Source organism: Paenibacillus sp. LC231, from assembly GCF_001860525.1.
GTDB lineage: Bacteria > Bacillota > Bacilli > Paenibacillales > Paenibacillaceae > Paenibacillus_AQ.
Window position 1 is genome coordinate 378,436 of the sequence record NZ_JFOM01000015.1, and the last position, 16,993, is coordinate 395,428.

Here is a 16,993-nt window from a genome sequence, read left to right on the forward strand (position 1 = left end):
TATAAAGGATGGGGTCAGGAAATCCTTGACATCATTTTTAAATATGTCATAATGAAATTATCAAAATAATAGTTATGGTGATGGAAATGACGGATCGCGAACAGGCTCCAAAGAGCAGTGCCAAGAAATACAGAACACCGGATGGTGTGCCCGCTGATATCGTGATGTTTACCTTAACGAAGCGGGAACGGAAAACCTTCACCAAGACATTGCCCATACGAGAGCTTAAGGTGATGCTGATCAGGCGTAGGTCATGGCCATGTGCGGGTATGTGGGCACTCCCCGGCGGATTTTGCCGTGAGAGTGAGTCGATCTACGATGCCGCCAAACGGGAGCTGAAAGAAGAGACCGGGGTGGATGGCGGCCATTTGGAGTACTTGGGCGTGTACAGCGCACCGGGACGGGATCCAAGGGGCTGGATTATCAGCCATGCATTCTACGCGCTGGTAGAAGAATGGATGCTGGAGCACCGCCAGGCTGCCGATGATGCGGAAGAGGTAGGTCTGTTTACGGTCGCGGAAGCTTTGGAAGAGTTGGAGCTTGCTTTTGACCACAGGGATATCATCATGGATGCGTACCGCAAGATTCAGCAGCAAATGCTGCAGACGACGATTGCGCGGCAGTTTTTACCGGAGCATTTTACACTGAGCGAGTTATATCAGGTCATCCAGACGGTTGTGCCCGAGTTCAACGAGCCCAATTTTATCCGTAAAATCACATCGACCCGCAGCAGGCAGGGGATACTGGAAGAAGCACGGGATGAGAACGGCAAGCCGCTAAACTCCAATCAATATTCCCAGCGGCCGGCCCAATTGTATCGGTTTACGGATCATGCACCATTGCTATCGATTTATACGTAGGATGGGATTCACAAGCTGTTATTTTATCGATCACATTAATCATGTCGTAGAGGAGTGTGTCAGATGAAAGCCTTGATCGTGATAGATTTCACGAATGATTTCGTGGATGGCAATCTGCCGGTAGGGAAGCCCGCCATTGACATTCAGAAAAACATCGCGGAGTTGACCAAGTTATACAGCGATCGTGGTGATTTTGTTGTCATGGCCGTGGACCTGCATGAGAGCAATGACGCATATCATCCCGAAACCAAGCTGTTCCCTCCGCATAACATTCGGGGAACCCGGGGTCGGGAATTATACGGTGAACTTCAGCGGGTGTATGAGGAACGAAAAGATGCGATCTATTGGATGGACAAAACGAGATACAGCGCATTTTGCGGTACGGATCTGAACCAGAAGCTGCGGGAACGCGGGATTACCGAAGTCGATCTCATCGGAGTTTGCACTGACATCTGCGTGCTGCATACCGCAGTGGATGCCTATAATTACGGATATCGGATTACCGTTTATGAAGATGCCGTCGCAAGCTTTAATCCGGAAGGGCACAAGTGGGCTTTAAGTCACTTTCAAGGCGGTCTCGGGGCATCGGTAGTGCGAAGTAAGGAACTTCTTAATCAATAGACAGCTTGAACCACCCGGAAGCCTAGATGAACCGGGTAACAGTGGAGGATGATCGTGATGCTGACAGCAGGATTAGCACTACACACGGACAAATACCAGATTAACATGATGTACGCTCACTGGATTAATGGCTCTCATCGTACGCGTGCGGTGTTTGAGGCGTATTTCCGTAAGCTGCCATTCGGTAACGGATATGCCGTTTTTGCCGGTCTAGAGCGGATTGTACATTATATTGAGTCCTTGCGTTTCTCGGATGAGGATATCGCGTATTTGGCCAAACAGGAAGAGAAGTATAAACCTGAATTTCTCGAAGAGCTTCGCCGATTCCGTTTTCTAGGGAATATTCATTCCATGAAGGAGGGGGCGCTGGTATTCCCGAATGAGCCGCTCATTCGAGTGGAAGGCACCATTTTCGAGACACAGTTGGTCGAAACGGCACTCTTGAACTTTATGAACTTTCAAACCTTGATCGCTACCAAAGCGTCCCGTATCCGGCAGGTTGCCAGCGGCGATACCTTGCTGGAGTTTGGTACAAGACGTGCACAGGAAGCGGATGCGGCGGTATGGGGGGCGCGTGCTGCGTATCTGGCCGGTTTCCATGCCACGTCGAATATGCTGGCTGGCGAGAAATTCGGCATCCCGACAAAAGGCACACATGCGCATTCCTGGGTGCAGACCTTCCGGAGCGAGCAGGAGGCCTTTGATATATTTGCCGAGGTTATGCCGGATCAAGTGACGCTGCTGGTGGATACCTTCGATACGTTAAAGAGCGGGATTCCCCATGCCATCGTAACAGCGAAGAAGCTGGAGGCCCAAGGGAAACGGATGAATGCCATTCGTTTAGATAGCGGGGATTTGGCGTACCTGTCGATTCAGGCAAGGAAGATGCTGGATGAGGCCGGTCTTCATTACGTCGGTATCGTGGCATCGAACGATCTGGATGAAGGCACCATTCTGGATCTCAAGGCGCAAGGGGCCAAAGTAGATACTTGGGGCGTCGGTACCCAATTGATTACGGCAGCCGACCAGCCTGCGCTTGGGGGCGTTTATAAGCTGGTGGAGCGGGAGGTTGACGGGAAGATGGTACCGACCATCAAAATCTCGGGCAACCCCGAAAAAGTATCTACCCCAGGCAAAAAAGAGGTATACCGCATCATATCCAAGGGCAGCGGCAAAGCGATCGCCGATTACATCTGCTTCCCGGAAGAAGAGATGCCGCCGGAAAACGGGAAATTAAAGCTGTTTAATCCGCTGCATCCTTACATGCGCAAGAATGTAAAGAACTTTGAAGCGGTGTCCATGCTTGAACCGGTGTTTGTGAATGGCGAACTGGTGTATGAGCTGCCGAAGCTCGAAGAGATTCGCAGCTATCATGATGCTCAGCTGGATCAGTTCTGGCCGGAGTATCTGCGGAAGCTGAATCCGGAAATTTACCGTGTGAATCTGAGTGAAGAGGTCTGGGAAGTGAAACAGCGGATGATGGCCGAGTTCATGGAACAGCATGAAGATTAGGTTATAAAATACAGCAATGAAAAAGACGCTTTCCCAATCTTGCCGCTTGGCAGGAGAAGGGGCGTCTTTTTGTACTCGGCTATAACTCAAGTCGATCCACTATACTTCCGTTGACGTCACGCGCGGTGAGGTGAACCTTGTCCTTGTTCTCTATCGTGTCGGGCTGGCGTTCGTAATACCAGATGTACCAATCTTCACTGACATCAGGCCTCAGTTGTTGGTAGGGTATGGTATGTGCCGGCTGACCATTTACATGAATCTGAATGGGTTCTGTGCTTCTATACAGGCCAAACACGAGTGATGAATCCAGGTTTGTCTCCGAGAATACGGACGGAGAAGCGGGATTCTCAGGAGAAGGGTATAATGTAGTTACGGCGGACCTATACCATCCGAACCATCCTTTGGTATAGGTGGATAATTGCAGTCCCAGTCCAGGTGTACCCACGAAAGCATAAACATTCTCAGAGGTTAATTCGGATTGTATGATTTCAGCATGATCTATGCGGAAAGGTGCTTCAAGAAAAGCATGTTTCTCGTTCAATACCGCCGCTTCTACCGAGCGATGTGTGTTTGTGTATTCGTAGATCCCTGTCATTAAAATGAAGAGGAAGCCGATTAGTACGTACACTTTGAGACCAGGCCAGGTAATTAAAGGGAAAACCCAGAAGACTAGTCTAAACAGCGTAAGAATGAGACCCAAACTCAAAAAGAAAACGAGAAACGAGCCGGCAATGCCCCCTGATTGTGTATGAATACCAAGGAATCCAAAAACCTGGCTGATCGGTTTATGGACGACCGGTAACAGAAGTAGTGTTACCAGCGTGAGCAAGTACGAGAAGCGGAAGGATCTACGTTTAGATCCATAATTAAAATGAGTCATAACGTGGATTTCAACTCCTGCGGATCATTTTTTTGTAAAAGTATTCTTTTTCCATAATAACATAATTCTGATTATAAAGATGATACTGGGTCATTTCTCGGGAAAGCGCATAAGTCGCCATATTCCGAGAGCATGTATAAAGCTTCGACATATTCATAGTGTAAATCCGGATTGTTTTATAGCACCTAAACTAACCCAAGGAGTGATATGTGTGGACAACGAAACCAATTTTCAGGCCTACGTGCTGCGTCAAGATGAGCAAGGAGTTCGCGGCAGTGTGGAGAACCTGAGTTTGAAGCAGCTGCCCGAAGGTGACGTTATTGTGCGGGTATTATACAGCGGGGTTAACTATAAAGACGGGCTGGCCAGCATACCGGATGGAAAAATCGTTCGCAGGTATCCGTTCATACCAGGCATTGATCTGGCAGGAACGGTTGTGCATTCCGCTCATGCTGATTACAAGGAAGGCGATTCCGTTCTTTGTACCGGTTATGAATTAGGCGTATCTCATGAAGGCGGGTTCAGCCAGTATGCACGGGTTAAGGGAGAATGGCTTGTCTCGCTGCCGCAGGGCTTGTCTCCGCGTGATGCGATGGCTATCGGAACCGCAGGTTTTACGGCTGCATTATCGATAGAGGCCTTGATACGGAATGGACTGCGACAGGAACAGGGGGCCGTTCTAGTTACCGGGGCAACAGGGGGAGTGGGCAGCTTCGCAGTGTCCATCCTGAGTCAATTAGGCTATCGCGTGACGGCATCTACAGGGAAATCCAGTCAGAGGGATTGGCTATTACAGCTGGGAGCTCATGAAGTGATATCAAGAGAGGAAGCCGCGGCGGCCTCCAAAGGGGCCATCTCTGCCGAGCGCTGGGCAGCGGTAGTAGATCCGGTCGGAGGAAACCAACTGGGTTCACTTCTGAAAAGCGTAAAATATGGCGGAGGCGTCGCTGTTTCCGGTATGACGGGTGGCGGTGCTTTTGATTCGACGGTGTTTCCGTTTATCCTTAGAGGCATCAATCTCCTCGGAATCGATTCGGTATACTGCCCTATGGCCTACCGCCGATCGGTATGGTCGAAACTGGCGGATGAATGGAAGCCGGCATCCGTGCTACAAGAAGGAATTACAGAATACAGTCTACACGATCTGCCTGAAGTGCTGAACACCATTCTGCAGGGCAGAGCGGTTGGAAGAAGCGTTATCGCTCTATAATATTACCTTGATTTCTCATACGCATAATGTTCCTCATCCTCAGGCATTCTAAGGGAAGGCAACCTCTGACACCTAAGGAAGGGTGAGTGAACATGAATTATCGCAGAATCGTTACCGTTTTATTGCTTTGTTCCATTCTTGCCATATCGGTCGGTTGTTCCAGGCAGATAGCAAGGGACGAGATGCGCCTATATAACATGAGGGCTTACGAGGAAGGTTCCAGAGAGGCCCGGATATCGGGACGGGGTTTGAACGGAAAATTCCTTGAGGATCTCCAAGCCTCGTTTAACCAGGTGGGCATGCCGTTGACCAATGAAACCTATGCGGAGGACAACGTCGGCAATATTACGTATCAATACCGGATCAATTATGATGCAAGCCAGTTTATCACCGTATATGTCTATCAGGATCAAGCGGGCAGGGAAAAAGGGATCAAAGAGATATACGGCGTTACAGAAGGGGATGCCAATGCGGCCGGCGGACATAACCTGATCGTGAGCGACAAGGAAACGTCCATCGTATATACGTCGACGGGCGACAAAACGGATAACTATTATGATCAGGTCAAAAAAATAGCGCCCTCCCTGCTTGCCAAACATCAACGACGTGCCAGCAGTTAGGATACTGCCAAGGCCGGATGCCCATATGCATCCGGCCTTTTGCATGGTCCCTTGCGTTGATTATGATCTGTGTTTATCCAGCTCATATTTGATGTGCCGCAGCTCAGGCAGCAGAATCCGGTTCATCGCAAGCTTGACGGCTCCGCTCGAACCCGGCATGGAGAAGACGGCCGTGTGGCTTAGCGTGCCGCCGATCGCACGGCTCAATATGGCCGCAGACCCAATATCCTCCGTAAAGCTTAGGAAGCGGAAGATTTCGCCGAATCCGGGGAGTTCCTTATCAAGCAGTGAGGATACGGCTTCGTAGGTGGTATCCCGGCTCGATATGCCTGTTCCGCCTGTTAGCAGGACGACATCAATCTCCGGATTGCTGACCGCAGTATAGATCGTTTCGCGGATCGTTTCGTAGTCGTCCTGAACAATGCTGTAAGATACAACGGCATGCCCGGCTTCTTCAAGCAAGCTCATCATCAGTTTGCCGCTCTTGTCCGTGTCCTTGGTCCGCGTATCCGAAACCGTAATCACCTTACAGTTCACAGAAGCGGGGGATTGGTGTTTATGCTCTTGCGATGAATTCATAGAAATGACATCTCCTGTTATAGTTAGTGGCGGCGCGCTTGCAGTAGACGGATGAAATGTAGTACACTCGCTAGCATAATCATGATGCACGCAAAGGAGTATGGAACGTGGAGCACGTAACACCCATTTATATTTTATCAGGTTTTCTTGGCAGTGGAAAAACGACATTGCTTAGCCGACTCATTACCTCCTTCAAGCAGCAGGGATTGCGGCCGGCCATTGTCATGAATGAGATCGGCGAGGTCAACATCGAAGGGCTTGTCGCCGGTGAAGAAGTACCGACGGCGGAGATGCTGAGCGGCTGTATTTGTTGTACCATCCGATCCAATTTATCATCTGAAATCGCGATGCTAATCCAGCGGGAGCAGCCGGATGTCATCGTCATTGAAGCGACGGGGATCGCCAATCCGATGGAAATCCTGGACGCGGCGGCGGAAGCTTCTTTATACATGAGAATCGATGTGAAAAAACTGATCACTGTCGTGGATGCCGCGCATCTGCTGCATTTGAATATAGAGCAGAAAGGGAAAACCTATCGTTTGATGCAGGAGCAGATTCGAGCAGCCTCGGCACTTGTCCTCAATAAGATGGACCAAGTGACGGATCAGGGCAAAGAGACGGTTCAGCAGCTGGTCGAGCGCTGGAATCCGTATGCTCCGATCATGCCTGCGGTGCGCTGCGACATAAAGCTTGAAGATCTGCTGCAGAGCGATCCCCAGGACCGGGATGAGCATTCGATTGCACATAATCGAGAGGGCAGGGATGCCCATGAGCATACAGACAAGAACAAGCAAGCCAACAGCCATGAGCATGGTCATGCTCACGATTCTCATGATCATGTAATGTCCTACACATACTATTTCAGCCATCCGGTAAACAGTGTGGAATTCGAACGATTGATAGCCGGGCTGCCACGGGATGTGTACCGGGCGAAAGGCATTCTCACCTTCAGCGATACGAACAGCCGTTTTTTGTTCCAGTACGCGTTTCGCGAATCCGATTTTATGAAGATTACGCCCCAGGGCCAAGTGCCGGATGTGGTGGTGTTTATTGGGGAGCACTTCCAGAAGTCGCTGCTAAGAGAGCAGCTTGAAAAGCTCGAGGGGAAGACAAGCTGGGCATAAGTCAACCATTTGCCTAGTTAACTTGGGCAATTATACCTTGGGTCTTCTGGCCGGTGTTTGATTCAGAGGGCAGTCGAACGTTTAATACAAAGGCATAGCGTAATAACTACAAGGAGGATCTATCCAATGTTAAATGAACTCAAATATAAAGAATGTATCGAAGCATGTCTCCAATGTATGAACGCTTGCAATGTATGTTATGTGTCCTGCCTGAAAGAGTACGAACTGGCCATGCTTCGCGATTGTATAACCCTCGACAGAGAGTGTGCCGATATATGTGCGTTTGCGGCTCAAGCCATGTCACGAAAAAGCCCTTACGTTAAGGAGATTTGCGAGCTGTGCATCAAGGCATGCCTCGCTTGCGCGGAAGAGTGTGGGAAGCATGAGCACGAGCATTGCAAACAATGCGCAGATGCATGCCGGAAATGTGCCGAAGCATGCCGCGAAATGCTGAGCCACGTTTAAGTTAAACAAACGCAATTGTGCGATATCATTAGGCCTGATTTCCCATGAGGAGATCAGGCTTTTCATTTGCAGACTGAGGAAGGGGTTTTACTAACTCCGAAATTTCCCCTATGATAGATGTGTTAGAGGGCAAGTACAATTATTGGTAAAAGAATGAGGTTGTAACATGAATAATTCCGTTGGAAAGAACAATCGGCATGTCCGAAACCTGAATCGTATCGGCATTATTGCGCTGCTCCGCGACTATGGCAGTTTAACGAAAGCGGAAATCGCAGCCAAGATGAATTTGACGTTTACCGCCGTTAACAATTTGGTGGAAGAGCTGATGAGGGATCGGCTGATTGCTGAAGCCGGGTTTTATGACGAGTCCAGCCGGGGCAGGAAGCCCAAACTCCTCTCCTTGAATTCCGGTGATATTTACGCGGTCGGCGTTCATATCAGCGCCTCCTCCGTAAGAGCGGCAGTCATTAATTTGCAGGGGAAAGCGATGATGGAGAAACGCTCCATCTTCGAAGATAACGCGAATCGCGGCAGCGTGGTGAATGTCATTATTTCCACGATCCAAGCCGTATTGGACGAGTCGGGCCTGAAGTCCCAAATCATCGGCATAGGCGTGGGAGCTCCCGGACCGCTGGATCCGGTCCAAGGCAAGATCCTGTCTCCGCCGAACCTTCCCGGGCTGCATCAGGTGCGATTAAAGGGACTGATCGAGGAGAATACGGAGCTTCCGACCCAAATCGAGAAGGACGCTAACGTGATGGCACTCGGTGAGTTATGGTATGGAAACGGCAGGCATTTCAGCAATTTGGTATACGTGGATGCTGATATCGGAATCGGGAGCGGATTGATCTTCAACCAGAAAATATATCAGGGGTACCCTTTTGGAGCCGGTGAGATCGGGCACTGCACGATCGATATTGACGGTCCGCGCTGCAATTGCGGCAATTATGGCTGCCTGGAAGCGATCGCCTCCGGCATCGCCATCGTCCGCAGGGTCGGAGAAGAGCTGCGGCGCGGAGCTGCGAGTTCTCTTAAATCCTCGTTTGATGGCAATGATCACGGATTGGACGTCACCGATGTGATTACGGCCGGTCTGGAAGGAGATCAATTGGCTGCCAACATGCTGAACGAATCGGCTCGTTATGTCGGCATATCTCTGGCGAATGTCATTAATCTGCTTACCCCGGAGACCATTATCATCGGTGGAGTCCTTGCGAACCGATACCCGGATTTCTTCAAATATGTCAAAGAGACATCCTATAACAGAAGCCTGTCCAGCTTCCACAATAAAATCGTGCTACAGCCATCCGAGCTGGGAGAGTTTGCAGGGATCATCGGTGCCGGAACGATCGTGCTCGAAAAATTTCTGAACGAAATGAGCGAGTAGAGGGGAATGATTACCCTCACCCCCCTTTATTATTAAAGATAGTTTAATAAATTTAGTGAAATCATTAAAAAAATATAGACATTTTATAATGTAAGCGTTTATAATTCCGATATGACTCCTTAATTATTGAATAAGGTTTAATAATTAATGATCGAATGTTCAAATGTTCACTACTACTCATACAGGGGGCCACGATGATGAAGAAGATAAGGCTTGGCACTATGCTTTTAACCTTTGTACTCTTAATGTCAACTGCTTTAGTAGGCTGCGCAGAGACGGACACGAATACATCGGCGAATCCGGCCGATGCCGGGAAAATCACGCTGGAGTTATGGGATTGGTGGGGTGACGGTACGCATAAGGCTGTCATCGAGCAAATTGTAAGTGATTTCAATACTTCCCAGGACAAAATCGTTGTCAAGCATGTCCATTATCCTTGGGGTGATGTGTGGACAAAGGCGTTAGCGGCAACCGCGGCAGGCAATCCTCCAGACATTGTCATTCAGGATATTAACAGCGTTCCAACCCGGGCGGACGCCAAGCAATCGATGGATTTGCAGCCTTATATCGATAAGGAGCCGGGCTTTAAAGATAAATTCTATCCTCAGCTGTGGGATGCAACCGTTCATGAGGGCCATTCCTACGGCATTCCGTTTACCACGGATACAAGGCTCCTGTTCTACGATAAAGATATGTTCAAAGAAGCGGGCCTGGATCCGGAAGCTCCTCCGTCAACATGGGACGAATTGATTGAGACCGCCAGAAAGCTCGATAAGGTGAGTGACGAGGGAAATATCGAGCGCCTGGGATTCTACCCGTTAACCCATGTCGATTGGGACTTCTGGGCATTGAATGCGTCCGGGGGACAGTCTTTCCTCCAACCTGACGGAACTGTAACCGTGAATACGCCTGAGAAGCTGGCAGCCGTGAAATGGGTGAAGGAGAACTATTTTGATTATTACACCAAAAGAAAACTGGATGCGTTTACAGCCGAGTTCGGCAACGGGATGACCAATCCGTTCGTATCCGGCAAGGTAGCGATGATTGCGCAAACGGCTACCGAGTTCACCAAGGTACGCGATTTCGCGCCGGATAAAAATTACGGCATGGCCTTCATTCCCGAGTTCAAAGAAGGCTCAGGGTACTGGTCCTGGGGCGGCGGCTTTACAGCTGAAATTCCGGTCGGGGCCAAGCATCCGGATGCCTCGTGGGAATTCGTCAAGTATTTGACGGATACGAAGGCTCAAACATATTGGGCGACGCAAGTATACGACAGCGTAGCCAACATCGAAGCCGCGGAGAGCAAGGAGGCGCTCTCTCATCCAGTATTCCAAAAAGCGACCGAGAACATGGAGTGGACCGCGCTGACGCCGTTCCCCGTATTCGCGCCAAGCCACATGGACCTCGTGAAACCGAAGGTGGAGGAAGTATGGATCGGCAAAAAGACGCCGGAAGAAGCCATGGCCGAAGCCCAGAAAGCGGTCGAGGATCTCGTGCAGCGAAATAAGAAGTAAGCATCATAACCGTATGATCCGCAAAAGGGCGCGACTCGGTGTTGCACCCTTTTGCGGATATACCACTAACTAGAAGCGGGAAGTGATGAAAATGCGGAATAAGGCAAGAATCGGCTTAAGAAGCAATTTGGAGGGTTACTTGTTTATCTCGCCGTGGTTGTTGGGGTTCTTCGCTCTAACCGGCGGACCGTTGCTGTTTTCCCTGTATGTCTCATTCACCAACTACAATATTACTTCCAGGCGGGACTGGATCGGCCTCAGCAATTATTCCGAAATGTTCTTTCAGGATACTCTCTTCTGGAAATCGATCTCCAACACGCTGTGGTACGTAGCGGTCGGGGTTCCGTTCTCGGCCATCGCGGCCATCGCCGTATCCGCGCTGCTGAGCCAGAAGGTTTGGGGCGGCGGATTTTTCCGGATGCTGTTCTATTTGCCGACCGTACTGGCGGGCGTTGCGATGTATATGCTGTGGATGCAAATGCTTGGTCCCCAGACCGGCCTGATCAATACGGTTCTCCGTTTCTTCGGGATCGAAGGCCCTTCGTGGCTGACGGATCCGGCATGGACGAAGCCTTCGCTCGTGCTGATGAGACTGTGGGGAATCGGGACCAGCATGCTGCTTTACCTATCCGCCATCCATTCCGTTCCGAAGCAGCTGTATGAAGCCGCAGAGATCGACGGGGCGGGAAGAATCCGCCGTTTTTTCAAAATTACGATTCCGATGATTACACCCATCATATTCTTTGACGTCGTCACGACGATGATCGGCGCGTTCCAGGTGTTCCAGGAAGCTTACGTCATGTCAGAGAACGGGGCAGGCGGCCCGGCCTCCTCCCTGCTGTTCTACAATTTGCATTTGTTCAACGAGGCGTTCGTGGACTATAGGATGGGATACGCTTCGGCTATGGCATGGTTCCTGTTCGTCATTGTCATGATCATCACGGTCATCAACATGACCGCTTCGAAATATTGGGTTCATTACGAAGGCGGTGACCATCGATGAGCACTCCCCATTATTCCGTACCTGCACCAGAAGCAGCCGCCAAGTTGAAACGGCTGTCGAGCGTGAAAAAGACCAACCGCATGCTGAAGGCGGTCAACTTTATTCTGCTGTCGTTATTCTCGTTAACCGTACTGCTGCCCATGTGGTTCATGTTCATTACAGCGGTAAAGACATCTCAGGAGGTATTCGCCTATCCCCCGACATGGTGGCCTACGGAATTTGTATGGAGCAATTTCGGTGAAGCCTGGCAGGCGGCGCCGTTTAGCGGCTACCTCGGCAATTCGGTCATCGTCGCCGCCTTTGCGGTGGTCGGATCCGTCTTGTCCAACTCGCTCGTTGCATATGGGTTTGCAAAAATGAGGTTTGTCGGACGAAATTTCTGGTTTGCGGTCATCCTGGCCACGATGATGATCCCGGGGTTCGTAACGATGATCCCGCAGTATATTCTTTATGCGAATATTGGGTGGGTAGGTACGTTTCTGCCGCTGATCGTTCCGCCGTTTCTGGGCTCCGCGTTCTTCATCTTCATGCTGAGGCAGTTCTATATGACGATACCTACGGAACTGATCGAATCGGCTTATATTGACGGGGCCAACAATTTTTATATCTGGCGAAAACTGATTGTGCCCATGTCCGCACCGGCTTTGACCACCGTCGGAGTACTGGCTTTCAACGGCAGCTGGAACGATTTTCTCGGCCCCTTGCTGTACTTGACGGACCCGGCAACCTTTACGCTGCCCATCGGTCTGAAGGTATTCATCGGACAGCTGAACACGCAGTGGAACTTTCTGCTGGCCGCATCCTGCATGGTGCTGCTTCCGATTATTATCGTGTTCCTGCTGTTCCAGCGCTATTTCCTAGAAGGCATGAATCTGAATGGGGCCCTGAAGGGTTGAGCCATCTAGATGACGGTTTTCGCAGCCGTAACCCCCATGCTCATGTCCATGGGCATGGGCATCCAGATGTCCATCCGCTCTTTTCCATGCGAACGGGAACGTTCCCAAAAATAAATATGCAATGCCAACTATGGTATCGACAAGGAGGCACGAACGTGAACAAATTAGCCATTATCCATACGACGGCGGTCACGATCCCGCTGTTGAAAGAGCTGGCTTCGGAAATACTGCCCGGCTGCACACTCCTTCATTGGCTGGATGATTCGATCCTGTCGCAGTTGAGGGAGGGGGATGAGGCAGCCGTCCAGACCGTGGCAAACAAATGGTCCACCTATGCCCGGTATGCGGAAGAAGCGGGGGCCGAATGTATACTGTCCGCCTGTTCCTCCGTTGGCGACATCGCCGAGCGGGCCGCGGGAACGGTCAGCGTGCCCGTGGTTCGCATTGATGATGCCATGGCAGATCTGGCCGTATCGAGGGGCCGGAGGATCGGGGTCGCCGCAACGCTGGAGACGACCATGAGGCCCACCCTAAATCTGCTTCACAGAAAGGCCGCCGATCAACAGGATTCCATCCAGCTCATTCCGCTGGTCGTTTCCGAGGCTTACGCCAAATTGATGGACGGGGACCAGAAGGGGCATGATGAGCTTCTTGCGGAGCAGCTCCAGCAGCTGGCGCAGCAATGCGAAGTCGTGGTGTTGGCGCAGGCATCGATGTCCAGGGTCATACCGGCCTTACCGAAGGAAATCGGATCGCGCATATTAACCAGCCCAAGGTTAGGGATGGAGCGGCTAAAGCAGCTTTATTTTACCTAGACAAAAAGGATAGGGAGAGATGAAATCATGACTCGTACAACCAAGCCGGACAACGTACTTACGCTGAAAAAAGCATTGGAGATTGCCGAGGTCAACCGGTTTGCCATCGGTTCCTTCTCGCCACGCTATACGCCCATGATCGCGGCCGTGCTACAAGGAGCCCAGAAGAGCGGCTCACCGGCAATCGTGCAAATTTCACATAAAGAATTGATCCGTTACGGCATAACACCGGCCGAATTCGCGGATGAATTTTACGAGCGGCTGAACACGGACCGCATCACCGTTCCGGTCGTTCTGCATTTGGATCATACCAAGGAACCGGGACCGATTCAGGAAGCGATAGAGGCAGGTTTCACATCCGTCATGATTGATGCTTCGGAGAAAAGCCTGGAGGATAACATCGCCATTTCCCGGGAGGTGGCGGAGTATGCTCATGCCAAGGGCGTATCGGTCGAGGCCGAGCTCGGCATGATCGGAACGACGGATTTCGTGGAGACGGACAAGGATGAGGAGCTGTATACGGATCCCGAGGAAGCGGCTTATTTTGTCCGGCAGACCGGTGTGGATGCACTTGCGGTTTCGTGCGGTACAGCTCACGGTGTCTACATGGTAAAGCAGCCCAAAGTGGACTATGAAAGGCTCCGGGCGATTCGTACCCTGACTCCCGTACATCTGGTCCTGCATGGGGGTTCGGGTGTGCCGGCCGATATGGTCCAGAAGGCGGTTAAGCTGCCGGATGGCGGTGTCAGCAAGGTGAATATCGCCACCGATCTGGAGCTGGCGCTGCTGGACGCTTTGAACCGGAAGGAACGGATGACAAACAAGGAATGCCTTCGGTTAAGTCCAGCCCAGCTAGCTTTGGGGCGGGAGGCCGTTGCGGAGACGGTGGTGGAGAAAATTCGCCATGTTCTGAACAGCGAGGGTCAAGGACATCATTTTTAGTAGGCTCATTTGCTGAAATCCGGATGCGTTTGAATTATAGATACACATTCAAATCTTTGAACTTACAGGAGGTTCACACATATGAAGCAAAAGCAGAAGCTCCACATGATTGGCAATGCCCATCTGGATCCCGTGTGGCTGTGGCAGTGGCAGGAAGGTTTTCAGGAGACAAAGGCGACTTTCCGTTCGGTGCTCGACCGGATGAGCGAGTATGACGATTTCGTCTATACGTCAAGCTCGGCTGCCATGTACGAATGGGTGGAGAACAACGATCCCGCCATGTTTGAAGAGATTCGGCAGCGCATCTCGGAAGGCCGCTGGGAGATCGTGGGCGGCTGGTGGATCCAGCCGGACTGTAACATTCCGAACGGGGAATCCTTTGTCCGCCAAGGTCTGTACGGTCAGCGATATTTTCTGGAGAAATTCGGCGTGACGGCCAAGGTCGGCTACAACGTGGACAGCTTCGGCCATAACGGCATGCTGCCGCAAATTTTGAAGAAAAGCGGGATGGATTCCTATATTTTCATGCGTCCGATGCCAAGCGAGAAGGGATTGCCCGGCCGGTTATTCCTATGGGAGTCCAGCGATGGGAGCCGGGTTACCTCTTACCGCATTCCGTTCGAATATTTGTCCTGGGGCAAGGATTTGGAGCGGCACGTCAGCCGCTGTATGACAGAGCTTAAGGATCCGCATAACGAGATCATGGTGTTTTACGGCGTGGGCAATCATGGGGGCGGACCGACGAAGGAAAACATCGAGAGCATCCGGAGGCTGAATGACGACGAGTCTTTCCCGGAGCTGGTATTCTCTACGCCGAATCAATATTTTGCGGAGATGGAGAGGCTGGAGGTTCCCCTGCCTGTCGTTCATGACGATCTCCAGCACCATGCCAGCGGCTGTTACGCGGCCCATTCCGGCATCAAGCAATGGAACCGGCAAGCCGAGAACAAGCTGAGCGCTGCAGAGAAATGGTCCGCTCTCGCGGAACGTCTGTTGGGTCAGCCTTATCCGCACGATTACGGAACCGCCTGGAAGAACGTATTGTTCAACCAGTTCCATGATATTCTGGCTGGCACAAGCCTGGAATCCGCTTATGAGGATGCCCGGAACATGCATGGGGAAGCCATGTCGATTGCCGAGCGCAATCTGAATTATGCGATACAGAAGTTCTCATGGAACATCGGCATCGAGCATGAGGAGGGAATGAAGCCGTTCGTGGTTTTCAACCCGCATGCCTGGGCAAGCAGTGTCAATGTCGAGGTGGAGATCGGCGGCTTGAAGGAAGGGGCCGTTTTGGTGGATGAAACGGGAAAAACGATCCCTTATCAGACGGTGCAGCCCCATGCCACGTCCAATGGACGCTACCGTTTGAGCTTCGTGGCCGAACTGCCGTCCATGGGATACCGCGTGTATAAGCTGCTTCAGCTTGCCGGTAGCACCGACGTCAAACCGGAAGGCTTGAAAGCCAGCGACTTCGCGATGGAGAACAAGCGCTTCCGGCTGGAATTTGATCCGGCAACCGGATGTATCAGCAGCCTCTACGACAAGAAGGTCGGCTTTGAGCTGTTTAAGGGTCCGGCTGCTGTGCCGACCGTCATGAAGGACGAGTCGGATACATGGAGTCATGAGGTGCTGCACTTCCAGGACAAGATCGGCGAATTTCGGGCCGTCTCGGTGAAGCGAGTGGAGCATGGTCCGGTGAAGTCGGTCATCCGGGTGACAAGCGAGTACGGCGCTTCGCGTCTGGTGCAGGATTTTACGATGTACAAGGAGCTTGATTACATCGATGTTAAGGTGCACGCGGACTGGCGCGAGCAGTTCAAAATGCTCAAGCTGGTCTTCCCGATGAATCTGATCTTTACCCGCCACAGCTATGAAATTCCGTTCGGTTACATCGAACGCGAAGGAAACGGGGAAGAGGAGCCTGGCCAAAGCTGGGTCGATTTCAGCGGTATTGTACGTGAGGACGAAAGCGTCTACGGGATGTCGCTGATGAATGACGCGAAGTACAGCTACAGCATCCATAACAAGGAGCTGGCCCTTACCGTACTCCGGAGTCCAATATATGCCCACCATGATCCGCATGTGCCGAAGCGCGACGGGCACTATTCCTTCATCGACCAAGGCATTCAGCAGTTCCAATACCGGCTGCTTCCCCATGCCGGAACATGGGAGCATGCCGACACCGTCAAGCGGGCGCTCGAGCTTAATCAACGGCCGACGATTGTCATCGAGACCTATCACGATGGCGAACTGCCGCAGAAGGACTCACTGCTGGAGGTGGATCAGGACAATATCATCGTGAGCGCCGTGAAACAAGCGGAGGACAATGATGATTTGGTGATCCGTTGTTACGAAAGCAACCGGGTCGGAACCGAGGCCGTCATTCGACTGCCGAAATGGAACCGCAGCATCGATGCGGCATTCGGGCCAAGCGAGATCAAAACCTTTCGCATCCCGAAAAATCCGGAAGAGCCGGTGAAGGAGACCAACCTGATGGAATGGGATCTGGAGGAAGGCTCCGGATTGAAATAAATCGGTTGTCGGTGGCTGAATTCAACGGAT

Annotated in this window: 16 protein-coding genes; 14 read left to right on the plus strand and 2 right to left on the minus strand. The window is 51.4% G+C overall.

Annotation, left to right across the window (positions count from 1 at the left end):
* Positions 1 to 74 precede the first annotated feature (74 nt).
* The 3 genes from AK95_RS11865 (at position 75) to AK95_RS11875 (ending at position 2,993) form a co-directional block, all read left to right on the plus strand.
* Positions 75 to 860, plus strand: a complete 786-nt coding sequence (locus AK95_RS11865; protein WP_071220157.1) for an NUDIX hydrolase — start codon at positions 75 to 77, stop codon at positions 858 to 860.
* A 63-nt stretch (positions 861 to 923) separates the two neighbouring features.
* Positions 924 to 1,481 (plus strand): cysteine hydrolase family protein, encoded by a 558-nt coding sequence (locus tag AK95_RS11870; protein WP_071220158.1) that lies wholly within the window; start codon positions 924 to 926, stop codon positions 1,479 to 1,481.
* Between the two features lie 57 nt (positions 1,482 to 1,538).
* Complete coding sequence (locus AK95_RS11875) at positions 1,539 to 2,993, plus strand: nicotinate phosphoribosyltransferase (RefSeq protein ID WP_071220159.1); 1,455 nt, start codon at positions 1,539 to 1,541, stop codon at positions 2,991 to 2,993.
* A 79-nt stretch (positions 2,994 to 3,072) separates the two neighbouring features.
* Here the strand turns inward: AK95_RS11875 and AK95_RS34760 are convergent, their stop codons facing one another.
* A complete protein-coding gene (locus AK95_RS34760) occupies positions 3,073 to 3,534 on the minus strand; it encodes a hypothetical protein (RefSeq protein WP_235613086.1) in 462 nt (153 codons plus the stop codon).
* Positions 3,535 to 4,084: 550 nt separating this feature from the next.
* Here AK95_RS34760 and AK95_RS11885 point away from each other — a divergent pair.
* Positions 4,085 to 5,083 (plus strand): NADPH:quinone oxidoreductase family protein, encoded by a 999-nt coding sequence (locus tag AK95_RS11885; protein ID WP_071220161.1) that lies wholly within the window; start codon positions 4,085 to 4,087, stop codon positions 5,081 to 5,083.
* Between the two features lie 92 nt (positions 5,084 to 5,175).
* Positions 5,176 to 5,703 carry a hypothetical protein gene (locus AK95_RS11890; RefSeq protein ID WP_071220162.1) on the plus strand — a complete coding sequence of 176 codons (528 nt, stop codon included), beginning with the start codon at positions 5,176 to 5,178 and terminating at the stop codon, positions 5,701 to 5,703.
* 60 nt (positions 5,704 to 5,763) lie between these two features.
* Here AK95_RS11890 and AK95_RS11895 read toward each other — a convergent pair whose 3' ends face one another.
* A complete protein-coding gene (locus tag AK95_RS11895; RefSeq protein WP_071220163.1) occupies positions 5,764 to 6,282 on the minus strand; it encodes a MogA/MoaB family molybdenum cofactor biosynthesis protein in 519 nt (172 codons plus the stop codon).
* A 107-nt stretch (positions 6,283 to 6,389) separates the two neighbouring features.
* On the opposite strand from AK95_RS11895, the gene AK95_RS11900 reads away from it, so the two are divergent.
* The 9 genes from AK95_RS11900 (at position 6,390) to AK95_RS11940 (ending at position 16,963) form a co-directional block, all read left to right on the plus strand.
* Entirely contained in the window at positions 6,390 to 7,406 is a 1,017-nt protein-coding gene (locus AK95_RS11900; protein ID WP_071220164.1) for a CobW family GTP-binding protein, read from the plus strand.
* A 126-nt stretch (positions 7,407 to 7,532) separates the two neighbouring features.
* Positions 7,533 to 7,871, plus strand: a complete 339-nt coding sequence (locus AK95_RS11905; RefSeq protein WP_071220165.1) for a four-helix bundle copper-binding protein — start codon at positions 7,533 to 7,535, stop codon at positions 7,869 to 7,871.
* Positions 7,872 to 8,037: 166 nt separating this feature from the next.
* Complete coding sequence (locus AK95_RS11910; protein ID WP_071220166.1) at positions 8,038 to 9,258, plus strand: ROK family protein; 1,221 nt, start codon at positions 8,038 to 8,040, stop codon at positions 9,256 to 9,258.
* A gap of 194 nt (positions 9,259 to 9,452) precedes the next feature.
* Positions 9,453 to 10,772, plus strand: a complete 1,320-nt coding sequence (locus AK95_RS11915) for an ABC transporter substrate-binding protein (protein ID WP_162487569.1) — start codon at positions 9,453 to 9,455, stop codon at positions 10,770 to 10,772.
* Positions 10,773 to 10,857: 85 nt separating this feature from the next.
* Positions 10,858 to 11,775: a carbohydrate ABC transporter permease gene (locus tag AK95_RS11920; protein WP_083397595.1), complete on the plus strand. Its 918-nt coding sequence runs from the start codon at positions 10,858 to 10,860 to the stop codon at positions 11,773 to 11,775.
* A complete protein-coding gene (locus tag AK95_RS11925) occupies positions 11,772 to 12,671 on the plus strand; it encodes a carbohydrate ABC transporter permease (RefSeq protein WP_083397596.1) in 900 nt (299 codons plus the stop codon). The genes AK95_RS11920 and AK95_RS11925 overlap by 4 nt, the downstream gene beginning before the upstream one ends.
* A 155-nt stretch (positions 12,672 to 12,826) precedes the next feature.
* Positions 12,827 to 13,486, plus strand: coding sequence for an aspartate/glutamate racemase family protein (locus AK95_RS11930; protein WP_083397597.1), 660 nt, complete (start codon positions 12,827 to 12,829; stop codon positions 13,484 to 13,486).
* A 27-nt stretch (positions 13,487 to 13,513) separates the two neighbouring features.
* On the plus strand, positions 13,514 to 14,428 hold the full coding sequence (locus AK95_RS11935; protein ID WP_071220169.1) for a class II fructose-bisphosphate aldolase: 915 nt from the start codon (positions 13,514 to 13,516) through the stop codon (positions 14,426 to 14,428).
* An 81-nt stretch (positions 14,429 to 14,509) separates the two neighbouring features.
* Positions 14,510 to 16,963 (plus strand): alpha-mannosidase, encoded by a 2,454-nt coding sequence (locus AK95_RS11940; protein WP_071220170.1) that lies wholly within the window; start codon positions 14,510 to 14,512, stop codon positions 16,961 to 16,963.
* The last annotated feature ends 30 nt before the right edge of the window (positions 16,964 to 16,993 follow it).